Source organism: Alkaliphilus peptidifermentans DSM 18978 (assembly GCF_900101495.1).
Taxonomy (GTDB): Bacteria; Bacillota; Clostridia; order Peptostreptococcales; family Natronincolaceae; genus Alkaliphilus_C; species Alkaliphilus_C peptidifermentans.
Genome location: NZ_FMUS01000001.1, coordinates 56,098 through 79,057, shown reverse-complemented (window position 1 = coordinate 79,057; position 22,960 = coordinate 56,098). Strand labels below are relative to the sequence as shown.

The window sequence follows — 22,960 nt, the reverse complement described above, 5'->3', positions numbered from 1 at the left end:
TTGGGAGGAAAAAAGTGGAGAAGTATTAGTTTTTTATTGGTTTTTACCCTTGTGTTAAGTAGCTTTTTTACATTTTTTGATGGACATATTGTACATGCTGAAGCACCACAGGTATTTACAGAGACATTTGATAACTTAGGGGTTTCTGGTACAAATTATGTTAATGGTTCTTTTAAAGGAGATAATGGTATTACATGGCATTATACTCATGTGACTGGGGAGCAATCCTATCCTATTGATGGAGCAGGGATGTTACTGAGGAGATCTGGAGATGGAAGTAAAATTATTTCGGACCCAATTCCGGGAGGGATAGGAAACTTCTCAGTTGATATGAGAAAGGCATTTACTAGCACTGGAGATAGACAAATAGAAGTATTTATAAATAATATATCAATTGGCCAATCAATAGCATTCGGCAGTGGTAGTGGTGCAGATGATACTATTCACACATTTGAGGTAAAAGATATAAATATTACTGGTAATGTGGTAATAGAAATCCGTCATATTACTGGTGGCTCATCAAATAGACAGTTAACCATAGATAACATAACATGGACAAGTTATAGCGGTACTGGCGGCGAAGTACCACCTCAAGCTATTTCTATATCCCATACACCTGTTGAATCAACAGTAGCAGGCAGTGATATAGAGATTAACTTTACAACTAAAAATGAACAAGGTACTGTAACTGCTGCTGTTTACTATAGGCCTGCAGGTGGATCAAATTATACAATTATTAATCCAACAGGTAATTTCCTGGCAGTTATACCAGGTTCTGAAGTTACAGAAGATATGGAATATTACATAATAGCACAGGACGACAATAATACTGCAAGAAGTCCTAAAGCAGGAACTCACGAAATTAAAGTAGAGACAAAGGTTTCAGATATAATAGCAACACCAGCAGCAGGAGCAGTTGAGGCTGGAACAAAAGTTGAATTAACAACATCTACAGATGGTGCAACTATCTACTATACAACTGGAGATGATGAGCCTAATACTGTATATACTGAAAAAATAGAAATCCTTGAAGCTACAACAATTAAGGCAAAAGCTGTTAAAGCAGGCTTAGACGATAGTATTACCAGTACATTTTCCTATACCATGAAGGAGGATGAAGTATTATCTATCCTTGAAGTCAAAAAGCTTTCTGAAAATACTTCAGCAATTGTTAGTGGAGTGGTAACTGCATTATCTGGAAATAGAGAAGCATATATTCAAGATGATGTTGCTGGATTGCAAATTAACATATCCAATATTAATACTAAGGTTAAAGCTGGAGACTTCATTACTGTTAAAGGAAAAGTTGATGAGTATAATGGAGAGATACAATTTGTTCCAGACAGTCTAGATGATATAACGATTGAAAGTAGCGATAATAAATTACCAGAGCCATTACAAGTAACTATACAGGATGTTGATCATACACGAGGTCGTGTTAATGTTACAACGGCATTAGCTAATTATTTAGGCAACGATAGAACTACCACTGTAAGAGGCGTTATAACAGATAAATTGCCTAATAAAGAATTTGCAATACAGATAGCAGATACTGCTGATCCAACTAAAACTATAGATGTAGCATTACCTGGTGGTTTCAGAAAGGACTTTAGTATAACACTAGAAAACAACCCAGCTGCCGAAGGCAGAATAGTTATTGTTACAGGACAAGAAAAAGATTATTTTAGCAAGCCAGCAATAAGACAAGTTGATAAGTATGACCCAAATACTGGCATAAATACAAAAGGGAAGTATCACGTTAGCTTTGATGTTGAGGGAATGCTTGTTACAACCGAGCCCTTTGAGGTAGTAGGTAAAGACAGTAATGGATTTACTGCAAAGTCAGGTGACTTTGAAACATATATTTATACTGGACGAGCAGCTAACTTTAATCTAGTAGAAATTGAAGTGGGAGATTGGTACTCGGCTACAGGTGTAGTTGCATATTTTAATAGGCCACAGCTAAAGCTTGAAAATGGCGCTGATTTAAAATTTGAAGTGCCACCAGGACAACAGGACCCAAGGGAGCCACTTGTATTAGATATAAAGCCGGGTAATTTTGTGTCAACATTTGAAAGAAGCCCGTTAATATCAGCTAGACTAGAAAGAACAGAAGCAGACATAGATTATGGCAATATAAGACTACTTGTTAATGGTCTTAGAGTAGATCATACTTTAGATCAAGATAATAATCGTATATACTATCAAGCAGAAAATTTACCTTATGGAGAGCATGATGTAGCAATTTATGTTCCAGATGTTGAAGATAGGCTTAAAGAATTTAAATGGTTCTTCAGAGTAGAAAAGGAAAATCCAAGCTATAACTTCTATTATGGTATACCCCATGCCCATACAGCATATTCAGATGGAGCAGGTACACCAACTCAAGCATTCGATTATGCAAAAAATAATAAGTTAGATTGGCTATTTATGTCTGATCACTCCAACTGGTTGGATGGAGTTTCAGATGGCAACTTTGAATTTAACGCCAGTGCCAACGAGTACATCGAAGTAGATGGTTCACAGTGGTACAAGACTAGAAAAGAAGCTGAGGCAATTAATGCTAAATATAATGGAGAATTTTTAGCAGTTAGAGGGTTTGAGATGACTTCCAGTATATGGGGGCATACAAACACTATAAATAGTGACACCTATGTCGAAGCTAAAAAGCAAATGGTTCCCCTAAGGGAATACTATGACTGGGTGGTTGATGTATCGACAAGATCAGATGCAAATGTGTTTAACATGTTTAATCATCCAAACTGGCCAGATGACTCCTTTAATAATTTGGCATATGTGCCTAATCTGGACAGATACTTTAATGGAATAGAAGTAGCCAATGGGGCACCGCCATATAGCTATTCAAGGGCAGAAAGTCATTATTGGAAGTCTCTTGATAATGGTTGGAGAGTTGGTGCAATGAATGGACAGGATAACCATGCAACCAACTGGGGAGATCCTGATAATTTAACAGTTGTTATTGCTGAAAAGCTAGATACAAATAATATTATTGATGCAATGAATGCCAGGAGAATGTACTCAACTGAAACTCGAACCTTAGAGCTTACAGTTAAGGGTAATGGACATTGGATGGGTAGTGTAATTGATGTATCAGCTGGAGATGATGTAAATATAGAGATACTAGCTGAAGATTCTAAAGTATCTATTGATAAATTACAGTTAATTACCAATGGTGGACATATTTTAGAAGAAAAGGTATTTGACGGTGGAACCAACAAAGCCGAATGGAACTTAACAGTTGAAGCTTCTGGTGGTGCCCAGTGGTTTGTAATTAAAGTAATCCATAGTAATGGAGCCTGGGGTCATGCATCACCAATCTTCACAGTAGCTGGTGAAAACGATGTGAAGCTAACAGGTATAAATGTAAATCCTGATCCTACACTGCCAGGCTTTGAAACCAAAATAGAAGCTACAGTAACAAATATGGGTGTTAGAGGTGTTGAAGGAATAGAAGTTAAATTTTATGAGGGCAGCATCCATGAGTCAAACTTAATTGGTACAGTTGAATTAGAGGATAGTTTAAATGCTGGTTCCAGTAAAACTCTTAGTGCAACATGGTTACCACAAACTCATGGAGAAGTAAGAGTATATGCTGTACTAACCTATATCGAAGGTGTAACAACTGTAACAGAAATATCGAAGGCAGTAAAAGTTGTAAAACCAATAGGTAAGAAAATACTATTTGATGGGGCCCATAATAATGCCGATGTACCGGGAACCGTAGTGCAAATAATAGAAATGCTAAGGCTATATGGGTACGAAGCAACTATAAATACACAAAGATATACACCACAACTATTAGATGATGTAGATGTGCTAATTATTAATATACCATTAACTAAAGCAGCCTCATTTACTGCTGCTGAAGAGGATGCCATAGCCGATTGGGTTAATGCCGGTGGATCCATAATGCTGGCTGGTAAATCTAATCACGGTCAAGATAGTACATTATTCAATGGCTTAATGGAAAAGATGGGAAGTGGTATACGTTTTAATGATGATAATATATATGAGCTAGAGGGTTCGGGTAAGTATAGTGGATATGTATGGTCAATTATCATGAGTAACCTGCCACCGACAAAAAGTGGGTTAAACGCTAATATGGACTCAATCAGAATTTTCAGTGGGGCTTCCCTAATAAATGCAAATGGTGGGCCATTAGTAAATAATCCAGCATCGGAATTGGAGATACTACTATTTGCCAATGATACATCCTATACAGCCAATCCAGGGTCAAAGGCACATAGATATAATCTTGAAGGAGGGCTAGACGGGGATACTATTCCAGTTATAGCGAAAGAAAAAGTTGGTAATGGTAGAATTGTAGCAGCCGGTAGACATTTCTATTCAGACTTTGAAATTGGGAATGACAATAGCAATACTGCCTTGACGTTACAAACAATTGACTGGTTAGCAAATTATGATCGAATTAGAACAATAAAGGATGTTAGAGATAATGCTAATTCCGGTGATATTGTTACGGTTAGGGGTATAGTAACTGCACCAACAGATCACTTCTTTGATGTTATATATATTCAAGATGAGACATCAGGCTTAGCAGTATACGGTTCTCAAACCAAGAACAATTTACCTCTGGGAACTGAAATAATTGCTACAGGAAGAGTAACATACTTTGAAGGAGAATTAGAACTAGCCTTTGAAACATACGATTATGAAGTAATGTTTGTTGGGCCAGTTGGTGAAATTGAAACAACTGCTTTATCTACAAATAAAGCGATGTCACAGGATTATGCTGGAATGCTTATTACAACAGAGGGAGTTATAACTGATTATAATCCAATTGATGGAAACTTTACTATAAATGATGGTAGCGGTCATGCTCTTGTTCAAATAGATGGTTATTTAGGTCTTGGCATGGAACGATTTACAATAGGGGACAGAGTATCTGTGACAGGTATTTCCTCCTATGGTTCAAAGGGACCAAGAATAAGGGTGAGATACTATAGTGATTTAAGCTTTGCAGATGCGTCTACGTTTACATTAACATCAGTAAGTAAAGTAGCAGTAAATACACAATTTAATATTACAATTAATAATGCTAAAGATAAGGACAATAATTTATTGCAAGGTCCAACTACTGTTACAACTGAGGTTGGAAGTGAAAAAATAGTAGACACATATGACTTTATAAATGGTAAGGTATCGATTCCATGGACATTTGACACCACAGGGGAAAAATTGCTTAAAGTAACAGTAGATGGAGTAACAGAATCCAAAACATTAATTGTAACTGTTTTAGCAGCGAAGGTAATAACTTTTACTGAAGATCAATACGATGAAAATGGTAAAGCAACAGTAGATTTAGGAGATATAACTGAAGATACTATAGTAATAGTAACCTATGCAAAAGGAGAAGGTGAGAATAGAGTAGAAGTTCCTATTTCTATAACTGTACCTTCGGGTAGTAGCTCCTTAAGTATCTCAAATGTCGAAAAAACAAACAAAAACTTAGTTCTTCAATTGGAGGTTGGTGGACTAAATGGTAGAAAGGTTACACTAAAACTTCCAATACCAGAAGATGTTTCTACAGAAAGAGCTGGTGGATTTCATAAAAATGGTGATATGTGGGAATTTAGAAGTGTAATTGGTGTTGATGCTGATGCTAGAGAAGTTGAATTTGAAACAGATTTAAGTGCAATTGCAGTAGCTGAATTGGTTGACGTACCTACACTTAACACAGCAGCCATCAATCAAAACAAAGTAACATTAAGCTGGAATTTAGTAAATGGTGCAACCTTTGAATTAATACGTAAAGCCGGCGCATCAGAGACTGTTATTCAAGTAGAAAATAATCAGTATATAGATACAGTAAGCTATAACAGTACTTATGAATATCAGGTAAGGGCTGTTAAGGATGGTTATCATTCAGATCTTTCTAACAATGTATTAGCAACTACTGGTACGGCTCCAAGCAGTGGTTCTAGCGAAAGAGAAAGAGATGAAAATTCAGGTTCTACACCAAGTACTGGTGGTTCAGGTTCTACACCAAGTACAGGTAGTACAAAACAACCTCCTGTGTCATCAACAGAAGAAGTAATTGAAACAGAGGTAATTGATGAAGAGCCAGCGAGAGAAATAAAGGTTAATTTAACAGACATTGCTGGACATTGGGCAGAAGATTATATCAAAGAACTAGTCGCTCTAGGAGCAATCGGTGGTTATAGCGATGGAACATTTAGACCTGAAAACAACATAACAAGAGCTGAATTCGTTAAAATTATTGTTGAGGCCTTTAAATTAGAGGCGAAAGTTGGTAAGGTGTTTGAAGATACAAAGGATCATTGGGCTAAGGATTATATAGCTACAGCACAGGCCCATGGTATAATTAACGGCTATAACGATACAACATTTGGTCCAAATGACTTTATTACCAGAGAACAAATGGTGTTAATCGTTATTAGAGCAGCAAAACTAGACATAGTAAGTGGTGAAAATAAATTCACGGATAGTGAGGCAATTTCATCGTGGGCTAAGGATGTCATTTATACAGCCAACATAAATGGTATCGTTGGTGGGTATCCAGATAACAGCTTCAAACCTCAAGGAAATACAAAAAGGGCAGAGGCAGCTAAAGTAATAATTGAAGCCTTAAGAAAAATGAAGTAATATAAAATCAGGAATAATTGAAAGCTCTTCAGTAAAACTGAGGAGCTTCAACCTATTCTTATTCAACCTATGGAGGGTACATATGAAAAACAAAATCAATATTTTATCATTTACTTGTATAGCTTTAATTGCAATTGCAGTAATCTATTATTCGGGGATTTTCTATAGAAGCTTTGATTTTCGGAGAATGGATATAGATTTTGAAAAAGCAAGAATATTGGAGGTGTATTCAGAAAATCTGAATGCAGATAGAACAATAAAGGATATGTACCTAGGACATCAAGATGTACAGATAGAAATCACTACTGGAGACTTTAAGGGTGAAATTCATAATATACGAAACCCAATGGGAAGAACCTATAATGTTCATACGGATGAAAATATGGAAGTGGTAGTTACCATTTACAGGGATGGTAATAACATAGAAAGTGTCAGGATTTATAGCTATGAAAGAAGCAAAATAATTTACTTTTTAGTGGGACTCTTCATACTAGCAATAGTTGCTGTAGGTAGAATGAGGGGACTAAAATCAATTATTTCTTTAGTTTTTACTGGAATTATGATTATTTTCTTTTTAATACCCTGGATTTTAAGGGGATATAATCCAATATTAATTGCTATTATAACAGCCATATTATCAACTATAGTTACCTTTTATATGACCAGTGGATGGAGCAAAAAAACTCTAGCTGCCTCTACAGGTACAGTTTTAGGGGTAACAATTGCAGGAAGTATATCTTATTTGGCTGGCAGGATGGCACAGCTATCTGGAATGACCATGGACAAGGCAGATCAGCTAATTTATATTGCTGATGAAACCGGTATGCAGGTGCGGGGGCTTATGTTTGCAGCAATTCTAATAGCTTCCCTGGGTGCTGTTATGGATGTTGCAATGTCAATAACCTCATCGGTATTTGAAATAAACAGTGTAAATAAGGAGTTATCTAAAAAAGGACTATTCCAATCTGCTATGAATGTTGGTAGAGACATTATTGGTACAATGACCAATACTCTTATTTTAGCCTTTACAGGTGGACTCTTAAATATGTTAATTATTGTTATGGCATATAGAATGCCCTATGTGCAATTTATAAATCTTGATCTTTTTTCTATAGAATTTATACAGGCATTGGCGGGAAGTATTGGAATAGTTTTAACTGTACCAATAACTGCCATAGTAGCCGCATTGCTGGCGAAGGAGTTTAATAAAGCTAGTATGGAAAACAAAAAGGCTAAGGTAAAATAATATAAAAATCCAGCGAATATTAACTCGCTGGTTTTTTACTATAATTCTCTAATTACTCATTGCTTTTTCCATAGTCTTTAAGCTATAGTGACCTTCACTTTTGAAAATACCCACAATTTCATCAATTAAAGAGAACATATTATGACGATCAGAATGCTGGGTTATGTACTGGTGAAGGTTCTTAACCTTAACAATAGGTATGTTACTATTGGTGTGAATCTCTGCATCCTCATTTCTAATAACAATTATAGATTGAATGGGAATATATCGGATATTATTTCTCATCAACAAATCATGAATGATGTCATGGGTTTTTTGATGGAAATGAACAGGATTTCTTATAAGCTTTTGAGTAATATCATAGGGCCCTGTAAGCTTAGTGTAAGACCAAGTGTCTTCACTCTCGTACCCTTTAATTGTACCCTCAAAGTCAAGGGCACGTATATTAAAGATTCCCTTTGGTGATATAACAATAAAATCTGAATATCCCTTTGAAGCTTCATTTTGAAGTGTAACAGCAGATAAAAGTGTGTATTCTTGATTGAAGCTACTAAATTGATCCATCGCTTGCTTGTGGAGGGCTTCTGCCTTATCAATATATAGATAATAAATTGCTACAATGGTAAAAAGCAATAGAATTGAAGCCAGCATATAGCCAGAGGAGCTCTCTGCAAGGATAAATCCAAAGAATGAAATCCCTAAAAAATATAACCAGAGAGGATCTTTTATAAATCTCTCAATTGTTTTTTTGCTTCCCCTATTCTTTGTATTTAACATACAGTCAACTCCTTCCTTTTCTAATACAAAAATCCCTGTAATTAATTCTTTAAAGATCTGAATTCTATCATATTAATCTTTAATTTTATATTTATTTTCATGGATTTTAACTCTTACCAACATTCAACATTAAACATTAAACATTCAACATTCAACATTTAATATACTATTTACTATCTTTTTCATTTAATACCCACTATCATAAAATTTATGCATGTAGTTATGAATTTGTACTCGACACATATTGACGAAAAACCCTATGCTATTCATTATATTAAAGCAAACCCATTTAAATTTAGAACTATGACACTGGTCATCTTTATAGGATAATATCATCAAAGTCGCCAACAACAAAAGCTCCCCAAAAGGGAGCTTTAATTGTTTAATTACTCAGCACATATAAATTTTTCACAGCAGCTGCCGGAATGTCCACTCATGATAGCAGCCGTAATTGATTCTAAGAAAGATGGTGTATGCTGCCTATCAGAGCAGCCTAAAATGTAATCGTTTAACTCATTCAATTTAATAATTGGAATATCTGTATCACATTTTACTACTGCATGTTGATTTTTAACGATAAATATAGATTTCAGAAATAAATAATTTATATGATTTTTTTTCAATAGACTTTCAAGTATTTTTTGGCTCTTTTCCAGCTTGAAAATTGGGTTTCTAATACGTCTATGCTGTGGCTGATAGGGAAAAGAGTAATCGGTGTAATTCCAAACACCATCCTTTTCTTGCCCTTCTAGAATTCCGGTAAAATCCAACACCTTAATATTAAAGACTCCCTTCGGAGATATTACAACAAAGCTAGTACATCCATGCTCATAGCCATCAGTAATTTTCATGGAGGGGAGAATTATAAATCCTTCATCCAGCTTGCTTAAGTGTCTGAATATCCGGTTATGTAAATTAAGCTCTTCACCAAAATAAGCATAAGCAAGAATGGAAAGGCTCAAAACCAATAGGCAAGTGGACATGATATACATTGCAACACTGTTGGCTGCAATAAAGAAAATCACACAAATACCCAGTAAAAACATCCAAAATGGATTTCTGAATAAATCAGAATAGTGTGAATATTTAGTCTTTTTGTCGTAGCTCTTTACGATTGCCATATATATCACTCCATTTAAAAAAGGATTTGATTGTTTAGTATATGATGGTTTCAATGAAAAGTATATCATTTTTTATAATTATCATTATTAATTATATTACCACACTTTTTGCAATTTTTCTAATATTTTTTACTGGAAACCAAGCATTCAAATTTTTATAATTTTTTATATTGACAAATAAAAGTAAAAATATTAGAATAGACAACATATACTTTAATAGTTTAGCACTTTAATTAATTAAAGCAATGGAGTGAGATTATGGTATCGAAAAAAGTTTTATTACCTGAGGGAGTACAGGATTTATTGATTGATGATTGTATCTACAGAAGAAAAATAGAAAATCAGTTAAGTAGCTACTTTATGAAATCTGGATATATGGAGGTCAGTAGCCCAACATTAGAGTATTACGATTTGTTTTCCTATGAATACCTGTCAAAGTACGGAGATAAAATGTTTAAGCTTATTGATACCAATGGTAGCTTAATGGTATTAAGGCCCGATTGCACTATTCCTATTGCAAGAATGGTTGCCACTAAAATGAAGGATTTTATTTATCCCCTCAAACTATGCTACATACAGAATGTTTTTAGAATGGATCAAGAACAATCGGGGAGAAAAAGAGAATATCGGCAAGCTGGAGTAGAGCTATTTGGAGTTGAATCTTTGAATGCTGATGTAGAGGTGATTATTACTGCTATTGAAAGCTTACTGGAACTAGGACTGAAGGATTTTCAAATTGAAATAGGTCAAATAAAGATCATCAAGCATTTATTAAGAAACATTAATTTACCTGAGGAAAAGGAAGAAAAAATTTTATTGGCAATGGCAAATAAAAATTTAATTCTACTTGAGAGGGAGGTAGATGCATTAGAAATAGATGAAGCTACAGCAATTATATTAAAAAAACTCCCTACTTTATTTGGTGATGTTGATAAGGTTTTGGAGGAAGTAGAATTGCTCCCTCTAAATAAAGATATGAAGGCAGCTGTAGTTGAACTAAAGTCAGTGTGTAATATCATTAAGGAATGCGGCTACGGAAGCTTCATTACCGTTGATTTTGGTATGGTTGCACATTTAGGCTATTATACCGGTATTACATTTAAAGGTTATACCAAGGAACTTGGCGCTGTTGTCCTCAGTGGAGGACGCTATAACAAGCTTATGGAGACATATGGGATGGAATGCCCTGCTACAGGTTTTGCAATTATTGTTAATAAAGTTACCAAGGCATTAAAGCTTCAAGGGTGCCAGGTGAAAAAAGCAGAAAAGCATTACTTAATAGTAGCACCACAGAGTAAATATAAAGAAGCCTTTCAATTGTCTGCTGAGTTAAGGAAAAGTGGAAATATTGTAGAAATATCCTTGCTCGATAAAGGAGAGGAAGGGGATTATTGCAGCAGAAGGAATGTAGATGAGGTAATATATATAGACCATGAAGATAAGAAATTAGTTGAAGCATTATAGGGGGAAGCTACAATGGAATGGATTAAAATAGGCCTAGCGAAGGGTCGTTTATTAGAAGAAGAGATTAAATTATTAAGAAATATTGGAGTCGACTGTAGCGTTTTAACATCCAAAAGCAGACAGCTGGTATTTGAGATTCCTGAAAATAACCTACAGGTTGTTATGCTTAAGGCCCCTGACGTTCCTACATATGTGGAGCACGGAATTGTAGATATGGGTATTGTGGGGAAGGATGTACTTCTAGAGCAGGAAAAGCAGCTCTATGAGGTGGTTGATTTAAGGCTTGGCAAGTGCCGTTTATCTGTAGCGGGGAAGGACGGGGATACAATGGAGGGTAAAAAGCATTTAAGGGTTGCAACTAAGTATCCCAATATAGCTAAACGGTATTTTGCAGAGAAGGTTCAATCGGTTGAGATTATTAAGCAGGAGGGATCAGTGGAGCTTGCTCCAATACTTGGACTTTCAGATGTTATTCTAGATATTGTTGAGACAGGAAACACCTTAAGGGCAAATGGATTAATTGTTATGGAGGATGTTATGGAAATAAGTGCAAGGCTAGTACTAAATAAGGTCAGCTATAAAACTAAGAAGGATATGGTACGGAAGCTAATAGAACGAATTAATACAGAGGTTGATAAACAAAGCTTTAATGTTTAGGAGAGCCTCCCCTAAGAAAGGGAAATATTTGTTGAAGTAAAACACAAGGGGGAAATATGATGAAAATAATAAATGGAGATAGAAATAATATTTGTGAAATAAAAGAAGAGTTTAGAAAAAGAAATGATACAGATTTTAAAAAATATAACAGTACAGTGGAAAAGATATTGCAGGATGTAAAGGATGATGGAGACAAGGCCATTATTAAATATACTAATAAATTTGATGGAGTAGACCTGGTAAAGGCTGGAATCAAGGTTACCCCTGAAGAGATAGAGGCTGGTTGGAAGAAGGCTGACAAAAAGTTTATAAAGGTCCTGAGGAAGGCTATTGAAAATATAAGAAGCTTTCATGAAAAGCAGAAGGAAAACTCATGGTTTACCACTGTAGCTGGTGGGGGAATTTTAGGGCAAAGGGTAACATCCTTAGAAAAGGTAGGCTTATATGTACCAGGTGGAACGGCTGCATATCCCTCGTCGGTTCTAATGAATGCAATCCCAGCAATGGTGGCAGGAGTAGAGGAAATAATAATGGTTACTCCACCATTAGCCAACGGAGGTGTTAATGAAGGGGTTTTGGCAGCTGCTAAGGAGCTTGGAATAAATGAAATATATCGTGTCGGTGGAGCTCAGGCAATAGGTGCATTAGCCTTCGGAACTGAATCCATACCAAAGGTAGATAAAATAGTAGGCCCTGGTAATATTTACGTTGCAACAGCTAAAAGACAAGTATATGGCTTTGTAGATATAGATATGATTGCTGGACCAAGTGAGATTTTAGTTATTGCAGATGAGTCGGCAAACCCAACTTATGTAGCAGCCGATCTGTTATCACAGGCAGAGCATGACACCTTAGCCTCAGCTATTTGCATTACCACATCTGAAGAGATGGCTTTGGCAGTAAAGGATGAAATAGTAAAGCAAACTGAACTATTAGAACGCAAGGAAATTATTAGAGAATCTCTGAAAAACTATGGAAGTATTATAGTAGTTTCTACCCTTGAGGCTGCAATAGAAATCTCTAATGAAATTGCGCCAGAGCATCTTGAGCTATGTATAGAAGATCCCTTTATATGGCTAGACAAAATTAAAAATGCTGGTGCCATTTTCATAGGAAATTTTTCGCCGGAGCCCCTAGGAGATTACATGGCTGGACCCAATCATGTATTACCCACCAGTGGAACGGCACGTTTCTTCTCACCATTATCAGTTGATGATTTTGTAAAGAAGAGTAGTATAATCTATTACTCAAAAGAAGCGTTGGAAAAGTCAAAGGATGACATCATGATATTTGCAGAGCTGGAGGCATTAACAGCCCATAAAAATGCAATAAAAGTGAGGTTTGAAAAATGATTGAAAAGCTGATTAAAAAAAGTGTAAATCAATTATCAGCCTATGAGCCTGTTGAACAAGGAGAAGGCATTAGGCTGGATTCCAATGAAAATACCCTTGTACCCTATTTACTAAATCAAAAGATAGCAGCAGCTCTACTTAAGCTTAATGTAAATAGATATCCTGATCCAAACTCATCGGAGCTGATAAAGCTAGTAGCAGCAAAAAACAGAGTTGGTTTAGATGAGGCTATTATCGGTAGTGGATCTGACCAATTAATTGGTATGATTTTAAATGCTTTTATTAATGAAGGTGATAGAATAGTCACTCAAGCCCCTACCTTTTCCATGTATAAGATTTCTAATCAGATTATGGGGGGAGAAACTGTAGAAGTGGATATGGGCAGTTCCTTTAGCTTTGATTACTATAGCTTTATTAAAGTAGTTAAGCAGGTACAACCCAAGGTTGTTTTCTTAACTAACCCCAATAACCCAACTGGGGGAATAATTCCAAGGGAGCAAATCATTAAAATTATTGAGCATTCCAACGGAATTGTAGTAGTGGATGAAGCTTATTATGAGTTTTATGGAACCACTGCTGCAGACCTTATTCATTATTATCCTAATTTGATAGTTTTAAGAACCCTATCAAAGGCATATGGTTTGGCTGGGGCTAGAATTGGATATGCCATTGCCTCTAAGCAATTAATATCTACACTTAAGAAGGTAAAGCCCCCTTATAATATTAGTAGTCTCGATCAAACAGCAGCAAAGATTTGTCTTGAAAATCAAGAGTTATTCAATGGAGCAATTAATGAGATTATAGAGCAACGAAAAAGCTTAATGGATGGCTTGAATGAAATTCCAGAAGTTGAATCTTTCGAGAGCTATGGTAATTTCATATTATTAAGGGTTGACTCCGCTGAAAAGCTTTATGAATATTTAAAGGACAGAAGGATATTTGTTCGCTACTATGAAGGGGAAGGTCTATTAAAAAATTGTATTAGGGTGACAGTGGGTACGGCTACAGAAAATCAAGGCTTTATGGAGGTAGTAAGAAGATACTTTGGATTACAGAAGGAAGCACCACTTAAGATGGCAAGATAAAGAACTGCTCATTACTCATTACTAATTATTAGTTGCTTCTAGATAGGAGGTTATTATGGAAAGGCGATATACTGGAAAAAGAAAAACCAACGAAACTGAAATTGAAATCACTTTAGATATAGATGGTGAAGGAAATGGTACTATTGAAACGGGTATTGGTTTTTTTGATCATATGCTGGAGCAGGTGGCTAAACATGGCTTAATAGATATAGAGCTAAAGGCAGTCGGTGACCTTAATGTAGATTTTCATCATACAGTGGAAGACGTTGGCATTGTATTAGGCGAAGCTATTAAGGCAGCAACTACAGATAAAAAGGGTATAAAACGATATTCAACTATTTATACTCCTATGGATGAAGCCCTCTCAATGATTTCAATAGATGCTAGTGGAAGGCCATTTATTTATTTCGATGTAAAATATACAGGTGAAAGGGTTGGCTCCTTTGAAGTAGAGCTAGTGGAGGAGTTCTTTAGAGCTGTAGCAATGAAGGCAGAAATTACCCTCCATATAAATAATCTCTATGGAAGGAACAACCATCATATTATTGAAAGTATATTTAAGGCATTTGGTAGAGCCGTGAGAGAGGCCTACACCATAGATGATAGAATAAAAGGTGTTATGTCAACAAAAGGGATTCTATAAGGCTAGAAGTTTGGAGGTTAGATTTATGATTGCGATATTAGATTATGGAATGGGAAATCTACGAAGCGTTGAAAAGGCCTTTGGCTATATAGGGATTAATGCAATAGTTACAAATGAAAAAAGACATTTAATGGATGCCAGAGCCATTATAATACCCGGTGTGGGAGCTTTTTACAATGCCATTGAAAATCTTAAAGAAAAGGGATTAATTGATTCAATTATAAATGAAGTAAATAAAGGAAAGCCCCTTCTTGGAATATGTCTAGGTATGCAAATATTATTTCAGCGGGGAAGCGAAACTGAGGCATGTAATGGACTAGGCTTACTAGAGGGAGATGTAATTAAAATACCACCTAAGTTTAAAATACCTCATATGGGCTGGAATAAGCTGCATAGAAGGCAAGACAGTAGACTGCTGCAGGGCTTAGAGGAAGATGAGTACGTTTATTTCGTTCACTCCTTTTATGTTAAAACAGATGCTAATGATATTGTTAAAGGGGTTACACAGTATGGTGTGGAAATTCCTGCTGTTATTGAAAAGGATAATGTTTTTGCAATGCAATTTCATCCAGAAAAAAGCGGTGATATTGGTTTGAAAATACTTCGAAACTTTGGGCAGGTGATAAAATGATTATTTATCCAGCAATTGATATAAAGGATGGAAAATGTGTACGCTTAACACAAGGTTTAATTGATCAAGAAAAGGTGTATTTTCAATCTCCTCAGCAGGTTGCAAGACTGTGGCAGAAGCAGGGGGCAGAGTGTCTTCATTTGGTTGATTTAGATGGTGCTTTCACTGGAAGCACTAAGAACTTAAAAACTATAGAAGCAATAATTAGTGAGGTGGATATTCCTGTACAGGTAGGAGGGGGGATTAGAAATATTGAAACAATTCAAGCCCTTCTTCAGATTGGAGCAGAAAGAGTTATTCTAGGAACAAAGGCATTGGAGGATAAAGCAATGCTTGTCAATTCTATTGAAAAATATGGGAATAGAATTGTCGTCTCCATAGATGCAAAGGATGGCATGGTTGCCCTGGAGGGCTGGGTGAAGCTTAGTAATGTGAAAGCAGTTGACTTTGTTAGGGAACTGGAAACTATGGGAGTAGACCACATTGTCTATACTGACATTAGTAGGGATGGAATGCTTGAAGGACCAAATCTTAATGGCATTAAAACTATAAAAGAGGCTTCAAAGATAAAACTTATTGCCTCTGGAGGGGTTTCTTGTTTACAGGACCTAATTAGCCTAAAGGAATTAGATGTTGAAGGTGCCATCGTGGGTAAAGCTCTATACGAGGAAAGGTTTACTTTGAAGCAGGCTAGAGGGGTGATAGGATGATAGCTAAAAGAATTATACCCTGTCTGGATGTGGATGGAGGTAGAGTGGTAAAGGGTGTGAATTTTGTTAATTTGGTGGATGCAGGAGACCCTGTCGCCATTGCACGGGAATACAATCGGTTTGGAGCAGATGAATTGGTTTTTTTAGATATATCAGCCTCCCATCAAAATCGAGGGCTAATACTGGATATTGTCAGAAAAACGGCCGAAGAGGTATTCATTCCCCTTACAGTAGGTGGTGGTATCCGTAGTATCGACGATTTTAGAGAAGCTTTGAGGGCAGGAGCAGACAAAATATCTATGAATTCGGCAGCTGTTGAAAACCCATCCCTTATATATGATTGTTCCAAAAGGTTCGGTAGTCAGGCGGTGGTGGTGGCAATAGATGTAAAGCTACAGCAGGATGGAAGATATAATGTGTATGTAAAGGGAGGCAGAGTGAATACTGGAATTAATGCCTTAGACTGGGCTAAAAAGGTTGAAGCTTTAGGGGCAGGAGAAATACTCTTGACCAGTATGGATCGAGATGGTACGAAGGCAGGCTATGACTTAGCCATAACAAGGGATATTAGCGAAGGAGTAAATATACCTGTAATTGCTTCAGGAGGCGCAGGAAGCTATCGAGATTTCTATGATGCCTTTAAAGCTGGAAGCGCTGATGGCGCCCTTGCAGCATCACTCTTTCATTTCAAAGAGGTTGAAATACCAAAGCTAAAGGAGTATCTTGAAACGGAAGGAATCGAAGTAAGAAGGTAGGGGACAAAATGGAAAAAATAAAAGAACTAAAATTTGATAAGGCAGGCCTTATACCTGCTGTTATACAGGATATAGATACGATGCAGGTTTTAATGATGGCATATATGAATGAGGCTTCACTATTAAAAACAATAGAAACAAAGGAAACCTGGTTTTGGAGTAGAAGTAGACAAGAGCTTTGGAATAAAGGTGCCACTTCTGGTAACATCCAAAAAGTAATTTCAATTGACTATGATTGCGATGGCGACACACTGTTAATTAAAGTTAGGCAAAAGGGAAATGCCTGCCATACTGGAGAAAAGAGCTGTTTTTTCAACCAGCTGGAGGCTTTTACAGAAAACAATGATTCATCTAATTATAATGAAGAAAAACATATTTTAACAAAGGTTTATGAAACTATTACTGAAAGAAAAAGGAATCCGAAGGAAGGATCATATACCAACTATTTATTCGATAAGGGCCTGGATAAAATCTTAAAAAAGGTAGGAGAAGAAACCGCAGAAGTAATTATTGCTTCAAAAAATACTGATAAAGAGGAATTAGTATATGAGAGCAGTGATCTAATATATCATCTCTTGGTATTGCTATGCCATAAGGATGTAAAACCAGAAGATGTATTTGGTGAATTGGAAAAACGATATGCCAAGTAACCAAAGCAATTATATGGTTTGGTTACTTGTGCAAAATATTAAATATTAAAAACAATGGAAGGATTTTTAATAAATATTTTATCAAGTATTTCCTGAGAAAAACCACTGTCCTTCAATAGGAGCATTAAATCCTTAAAAACCCAATCCATAGATTTCTTGCATATTTTTTCATCAAGATCATAAATACAATGGTCTTGGGAAATAAGCAATCTACCTATTAAGCCTGACTCATTCATGGAATTTATCATTTCAATATACCATGTAAAGTCATTAGCTCTGGCTAAGGTATAATCGAAGGACACCCACATACCCTCCTGTGCTAATTTTTTGATTAACCTGGTATTTTTTTCAATATCACAATGAAGCCAAACAAATTTATTAAGTGGAAAATTCTCTTTTTCTAACATATGAGATATTTCCTCTATTACCTTTGAAGACTCACAGTGACAGTGAATAGGAAGGTTAGTCTTTAAACTTGTCTCAATGGCAGCTAGGAGGATTCTAAGTTGGAAGTCGGTTAGAAAGCCGGAGTCTCCTAAGGCTATCTTTATAAAGCCGGGTTTAACAGAAGTACCATTAATTCCATTAAAAAACTCATTACTCCAGAAATCAACAATTTCTTCAGTAGACATGTTTTTAATGGTGGATGGTATGTATTTACCATCAAATTGAAGTCCATCCCAACCGCCAGTGCATGTAATGAAATTAATTCCTGACTTTGATGAAGCTTCAACAAGTAAATCTATATTCCTTCCTAGACCATTGGGAGTAGCATCAACTATGGTATTACATCCTAATTCTTTCAAATAACTTAAAAAGGGTAGAGTAGTAGCTATAATTTCTTCTCTATTATAGTGGGTAGGAGTATCAGCACCACCGAAGTCCACAACAAAATGCTCATGACAGAGTGTTAAACCTAATTCATTATTTTTGATAGTTCCTAATACTGTATTAATCATTTATATACCTACCTCCTATATTGTTTGATAAATTATATATAATTTAATATAATTGTAATGTACAAGGCCAATATTAACCAGTAGTTTTTTTAATAGTACCTAGTACAAAATTTTGCACCATGTTGGAGGAGTGAAGGTGGAAATAAAAAATATTAAGTGTCCTCTTGAGATAACCCATAATATTATCAATGGCAAGTGGAAAATTTCAATAATATGTCTATTAAAGAATAGTGTTATGAGGTTTAACGAATTACAAAAAGCTTTACCAGAAATTCAAAAAAGTTATCTAACTCAACAATTAAAAGAGCTTGAGGAATATGGAATTGTACATAGACAGGCATATTTAGAAGTTCCACCAAAGGTGGAATATTCCCTTACAGAGATAGGAAATGAGTTTTTAAAGGTTATGGATGTTATGAATAGATGGGGTGAATATTATATTAAGCATATAGAAAGAAAATAAATTTAGGGAGTATTTGAGCCGGATACGTTAAGTACGGTTCTGTGATAGTAAAAAAACAGGATTAACTAATCCTGTTTCAGACTGTTGAAAATCCTCCATCTTCTTCGTTGCTGCAAAAACCCAGCACCCTCACGTATTATGTATACGCTACGTTCGCTGGGTTTTCTTGCGCCTCGAATCTGAAGAATTTTGAACAGTCTGGACATTGTTGGCTTTTTCAACAACCTAAAACAGGATTAACTAATCCTGTTTTTTTTAACGAGCTGGAGGCTTTTTACTGAAAACAATGATTCATCTAATTATGGACTTTATTGAGTTTTAGTATGAGGATGAGTAACTTTATTTGATTCATATTCCTATATATGGTAAAATTTATAAAAAAAGTTAATTTCAATTTCATTTTTTAAACAAAATAAACTTTAGCATATGCTATCAATGGAGTACTTGAATATTAGGAGGTAAATATAATGAGAAAACATATTGTCAAAGTGTTAATTGTTCTATTGCTTTTATTAGGGATTTATTCTTTACGTATTACGCTTCTTTACAACAATAACATTTTGGTTACTAATGCATTAAAACAGGAAAAGGTAGAACTGACATCTGTGATTGAGGGTTTCATACAAGAAAATACGAATGTTATCGACATTCTCAACCTCGCTAGTTTATTCATCAGAGCCCATACAAATGGTGAAAAAGAGGAATTAGAAAAACTATTGTCGGATGAATTTCGCTTAGAAGAAAGAAATGGTGACCTTTTTCTCTTTTATGAATATGCAAATGAAAAAATTCAAATGCCTTTATACCGATCTAATTCTAACTATGAGTTTGATTATTATTATATCAAGGGGTTTGATTATGACATTGAAAATAAAACTGCAAAAGCTTTTATACGAGAAATTTATATTGATGAACAAAGAGAGGTAGCATCACCACCAACATTCTTAAAATTAGGGTTCAAATTAATTAATAAAGAGTGGCAGATCATATCTGTAGAGTTTGATGTATAGTCATTAAATATTATTCATTGTATGTGAAACTTATTGATGTGTTATTGAACAATAGTACATGAGAAATACCAGAAAATATTACAAACTATAGAAGAGTATCTATAATAAAAAAGATCGTTTATTATAGATACTCTCCTAGTACATGCTATAAGCTTTTACGCTTAAATTGCTTTATTTGATGCTTTTTTTAAATTTCTGTCTGAAAAAGTACGTTTAGGATCTAAGCAAAGTACTCTTCCAAACCTTTTAAGATGCCAGCAGCAAAGTCTAAAGAAGCTTCATAAAGTGGGTAATCTAATCTATTCATAGCTGTTTCATTGCTAATGAACTCTACTTCCACTAAAGCTCTAGGGTAACTAGTACTTGAAGGATATCTTAACACACCTAAAAAACCAAGAGCAGATTTTGTGTCATCTTTAACACCACGATTTTCTGTACCCATCCATTCAATCACTTTATTTTGAATAGTTTGAGCAAAAGCCATGTCTTGAGGACGATTTTGTGCATAATATGTTTCGGTACCTTTAGCAGATCCACTTCCAGAATTCCAATGAATACTAACTACAGCATTCACGCTATTATCTCGTCCCATTTCCCAACGGTCATTAATACCAATATACTCATCAGAGTCTCTGGTCATAATGACAGTGGCTCCAGCATTTTCTAGGTAACTTTGCGTCGATAATGCAAACATTAAAGCAAGGTCTTTTTCTAAAATTTGATTTCCTTTTAAAGTACCAACTGCTCCTGAATCCCAACCACCATGGCCAGGGTCGATTAAAATTTTTTTGCCTTGTAAGCTCATAGTATCAATCCTTTCTCTTTTGAAATATTTTTATCGTTATCCTTTCATAATAAGACTTCACTTCAATGGCCATTTCGTTTTGTCTTACACTTAATAAGAAGAAAATAAAATAGATTTTGTAAACCATTTAACAAAAAAATTAGTAATTAATGATTTCGTTACAAGAACTAAATTAATTTTAACTTACAAGGGGGTAGTGGGAGCATACCTGTTATTATTGTGTTTTTGTTTTCAGCAATTTTAGAATGTTTTCTTATTTCTTTCGAAATGGTACTTGGATCTTTACCTATCTTTCTGGCAATAGCCGCAAAAGAATCTCCAGCTAAAAGACTTTTCTCGATTTCAATTCGCTGTGATAATGTTAAATGTTTTTGATTGCCTCTTGGTTTCTTATTCATGTTAACCTCATTCCTGCACAGGCAGGCAATCAACCGCCCTTTAATTATACAGGAATGGGTATGCATATTTAAATTCCATCTATACAGAATTTACTGGTGCAATATGGAATTTACTTTTTCATTTAATAATTATTAATTACTGAGGACTCATTAGTAATGACTTCTCGAACATATGTTTGACATATAATAATAATATGATACAATTTACTTATACAATCTAATAGGTAAAAATTTAAACCTTTAACTCTCAGTTCTTAATTCCTAATTATTAAATTTCTCATGGAGGGTCCTTGCATGGAAATTCTAGATAAATTGACAATTTTAGCAGATGCTGCAAAATATGATGTTTCCTGCTCCTCCAGTGGAAGCTCCCGAAAGAATAAGGAGGGGGGCATTGGAAATGCAGCCATAAGTGGTATTTGCCACAGCTGGTCCGATGATGGACGCTGTATTTCTCTATTAAAAATCTTATTGACTAATTATTGCATATATAATTGTGCCTACTGTGTTAATAGGTCATCTAATGATTTGCCTAGGGCGGCCTTTACACCTGATGAAGTGGCTCAGCTTACAATCAATTTCTATCGAAGAAACTATATTGAAGGGTTATTCCTTAGCTCTGCCATTATGAAGGATCCAAACCATACCATGGAGCTATTACTAACTACGGTTAAGCTATTAAGAAATGAACATCGGTTCAATGGATATATTCATGTTAAGGCAATACCTGGAGCTGATAGTAGGCTTATTTATGAAACTGGTAAGTATGTTGATCGTATGAGTGTAAATATCGAATTACCCAGTAGTGGAGGATTAAAGCTTCTGGCTCCACAAAAGAAAAAGGAAGAAATTATTAAGCCCATGAGCCTCATAACGAGGCAAATGAAACAGCATAAGGAAGAGAAAAAAATCTTCAAAAGTAGTCCCTCCTTTGTTCCAGCTGGCCAAAGTACACAGCTGATAGTTGGAGCAACGGCAGATCATGATTATCAAATTCTTAAGCTATCAGAGGGTTTATATAATCGCTTCCAATTAAAGAGGGTATATTATTCTGCTTATGTACCAATAGGTATTCATCCACAGTTACCAACTTTAGCTAGTCCGCCCACCCTGAGGGAGCATAGACTATATCAAGCAGATTGGCTATTAAGGTTTTATGGCTTTCAGGCTACAGAACTATTAGATGAAGTACAGCCCAATTTCGATACACTATTAGATCCAAAGTGTGATTGGGCGTTAAGAAATATGCATTTGTTTCCTATAGAGATAAACAAAGCTGAGATAGAGATGCTTTTGAGGATACCAGGAATTGGAGTACAATCCGCCAGAAGAATAGTAGCTGCTAGGCGGATGGCCCCAATAAGCTATGATGGATTAAAAAAAATAGGTGTTGTTATGAAAAGGGCACGTTATTTTATAACCTGTCAAGGAAAGTATTACGGAGAGGTAGGTTTGCAAGAAAGGCTTATACGGCAGTGTCTAATTTCCAAACCTATATTGGTACAAAATAAACCAGAAGAAAAGCAGCTGTCATTATTTGATGTATACCAACTAAAGGAATCAATTATAACAGGAGAGTTATAGCC

At 35.5% G+C, this 22,960-nt stretch carries 19 protein-coding genes; 14 read left to right on the top strand and 5 right to left on the bottom strand.

Going from position 1 to position 22,960, the window contains the following annotated elements:
- Both BLP68_RS00375 and BLP68_RS00370 read left to right on the top strand, forming a co-directional pair.
- Positions 1-6,648, top strand: a complete 6,648-nt coding sequence (locus BLP68_RS00375; protein ID WP_091538650.1) for an S-layer homology domain-containing protein — start codon at positions 1-3, stop codon at positions 6,646-6,648.
- 82 nt (positions 6,649-6,730) lie between these two features.
- Positions 6,731-7,894 (top strand): YibE/F family protein, encoded by a 1,164-nt coding sequence (locus BLP68_RS00370; RefSeq protein WP_091538649.1) that lies wholly within the window; start codon positions 6,731-6,733, stop codon positions 7,892-7,894.
- Positions 7,895-7,942: 48 nt separating this feature from the next.
- Here BLP68_RS00370 and BLP68_RS00365 read toward each other — a convergent pair whose 3' ends face one another.
- Entirely contained in the window at positions 7,943-8,671 is a 729-nt protein-coding gene (locus BLP68_RS00365; RefSeq protein WP_091538646.1) for an NERD domain-containing protein, read from the bottom strand.
- A 386-nt stretch (positions 8,672-9,057) separates the two neighbouring features.
- A complete protein-coding gene (locus tag BLP68_RS00360; protein WP_176758791.1) occupies positions 9,058-9,792 on the bottom strand; it encodes a nuclease-related domain-containing protein in 735 nt (244 codons plus the stop codon).
- A 258-nt stretch (positions 9,793-10,050) separates the two neighbouring features.
- Between BLP68_RS00360 and hisZ the strand changes: the two genes are divergently transcribed.
- Genes hisZ through hisIE form a run of 9 tightly spaced genes read left to right on the top strand, consistent with a single transcriptional unit; the run spans position 10,051 to position 17,739 of the window.
- The gene (gene hisZ, locus BLP68_RS00355; protein WP_091538641.1) at positions 10,051-11,256 is read left to right on the top strand and encodes an ATP phosphoribosyltransferase regulatory subunit; all 1,206 of its coding nucleotides are present in this window, start codon (positions 10,051-10,053) and stop codon (positions 11,254-11,256) included.
- 12 nt (positions 11,257-11,268) lie between these two features.
- Positions 11,269-11,913, top strand: a complete 645-nt coding sequence (hisG, locus tag BLP68_RS00350) for an ATP phosphoribosyltransferase (protein WP_091538640.1) — start codon at positions 11,269-11,271, stop codon at positions 11,911-11,913.
- 59 nt (positions 11,914-11,972) lie between these two features.
- On the top strand, positions 11,973-13,265 hold the full coding sequence (hisD, locus tag BLP68_RS00345; RefSeq protein ID WP_091538637.1) for a histidinol dehydrogenase: 1,293 nt from the start codon (positions 11,973-11,975) through the stop codon (positions 13,263-13,265).
- Positions 13,262-14,350, top strand: a complete 1,089-nt coding sequence (gene hisC / locus BLP68_RS00340) for a histidinol-phosphate transaminase (RefSeq protein ID WP_091538634.1) — start codon at positions 13,262-13,264, stop codon at positions 14,348-14,350. Before hisD ends, hisC begins: the two co-directional genes overlap by 4 nt.
- Before the next feature lie 55 nt (positions 14,351-14,405).
- The gene (hisB, locus tag BLP68_RS00335) at positions 14,406-14,993 is read left to right on the top strand and encodes an imidazoleglycerol-phosphate dehydratase HisB (protein WP_091538632.1); all 588 of its coding nucleotides are present in this window, start codon (positions 14,406-14,408) and stop codon (positions 14,991-14,993) included.
- Between the two features lie 25 nt (positions 14,994-15,018).
- The gene (gene hisH / locus BLP68_RS00330; protein WP_091538630.1) at positions 15,019-15,624 is read left to right on the top strand and encodes an imidazole glycerol phosphate synthase subunit HisH; all 606 of its coding nucleotides are present in this window, start codon (positions 15,019-15,021) and stop codon (positions 15,622-15,624) included.
- Positions 15,621-16,334 carry a 1-(5-phosphoribosyl)-5-[(5-phosphoribosylamino)methylideneamino]imidazole-4-carboxamide isomerase gene (gene hisA / locus BLP68_RS00325; RefSeq protein ID WP_091538628.1) on the top strand — a complete coding sequence of 238 codons (714 nt, stop codon included), beginning with the start codon at positions 15,621-15,623 and terminating at the stop codon, positions 16,332-16,334. The genes hisH and hisA overlap by 4 nt, the downstream gene beginning before the upstream one ends.
- A complete protein-coding gene (gene hisF / locus BLP68_RS00320) occupies positions 16,331-17,089 on the top strand; it encodes an imidazole glycerol phosphate synthase subunit HisF (RefSeq protein WP_091538626.1) in 759 nt (252 codons plus the stop codon). Before hisA ends, hisF begins: the two co-directional genes overlap by 4 nt.
- Before the next feature lie 8 nt (positions 17,090-17,097).
- Entirely contained in the window at positions 17,098-17,739 is a 642-nt protein-coding gene (hisIE, locus tag BLP68_RS00315; RefSeq protein ID WP_091538623.1) for a bifunctional phosphoribosyl-AMP cyclohydrolase/phosphoribosyl-ATP diphosphatase HisIE, read from the top strand.
- Between the two features lie 38 nt (positions 17,740-17,777).
- On the opposite strand, the gene BLP68_RS00310 is transcribed toward hisIE, so the two are convergent.
- A complete protein-coding gene (locus BLP68_RS00310; RefSeq protein ID WP_091538622.1) occupies positions 17,778-18,698 on the bottom strand; it encodes a phosphotriesterase family protein in 921 nt (306 codons plus the stop codon).
- A gap of 136 nt (positions 18,699-18,834) precedes the next feature.
- Here BLP68_RS00310 and BLP68_RS00305 point away from each other — a divergent pair, with 136 nt between their 5' ends.
- Both BLP68_RS00305 and BLP68_RS00300 read left to right on the top strand, forming a co-directional pair.
- Complete coding sequence (locus BLP68_RS00305; protein WP_242876865.1) at positions 18,835-19,161, top strand: winged helix-turn-helix transcriptional regulator; 327 nt, start codon at positions 18,835-18,837, stop codon at positions 19,159-19,161.
- A gap of 467 nt (positions 19,162-19,628) precedes the next feature.
- Positions 19,629-20,171 (top strand): hypothetical protein, encoded by a 543-nt coding sequence (locus BLP68_RS00300; RefSeq protein ID WP_091538616.1) that lies wholly within the window; start codon positions 19,629-19,631, stop codon positions 20,169-20,171.
- A 220-nt stretch (positions 20,172-20,391) separates the two neighbouring features.
- Here BLP68_RS00300 and BLP68_RS00295 read toward each other — a convergent pair whose 3' ends face one another.
- On the bottom strand, positions 20,392-20,976 hold the full coding sequence (locus BLP68_RS00295) for an N-acetylmuramoyl-L-alanine amidase family protein (protein WP_091538614.1): 585 nt from the start codon (positions 20,974-20,976) through the stop codon (positions 20,392-20,394).
- A gap of 167 nt (positions 20,977-21,143) precedes the next feature.
- Positions 21,144-21,374, bottom strand: a complete 231-nt coding sequence (locus BLP68_RS00290) for a helix-turn-helix domain-containing protein (protein ID WP_176758789.1) — start codon at positions 21,372-21,374, stop codon at positions 21,144-21,146.
- A 294-nt stretch (positions 21,375-21,668) separates the two neighbouring features.
- On the opposite strand from BLP68_RS00290, the gene BLP68_RS00285 reads away from it, so the two are divergent.
- Positions 21,669-22,958 carry a putative DNA modification/repair radical SAM protein gene (locus BLP68_RS00285; RefSeq protein WP_091538608.1) on the top strand — a complete coding sequence of 430 codons (1,290 nt, stop codon included), beginning with the start codon at positions 21,669-21,671 and terminating at the stop codon, positions 22,956-22,958.
- Positions 22,959-22,960: the final 2 nt, after the last annotated feature.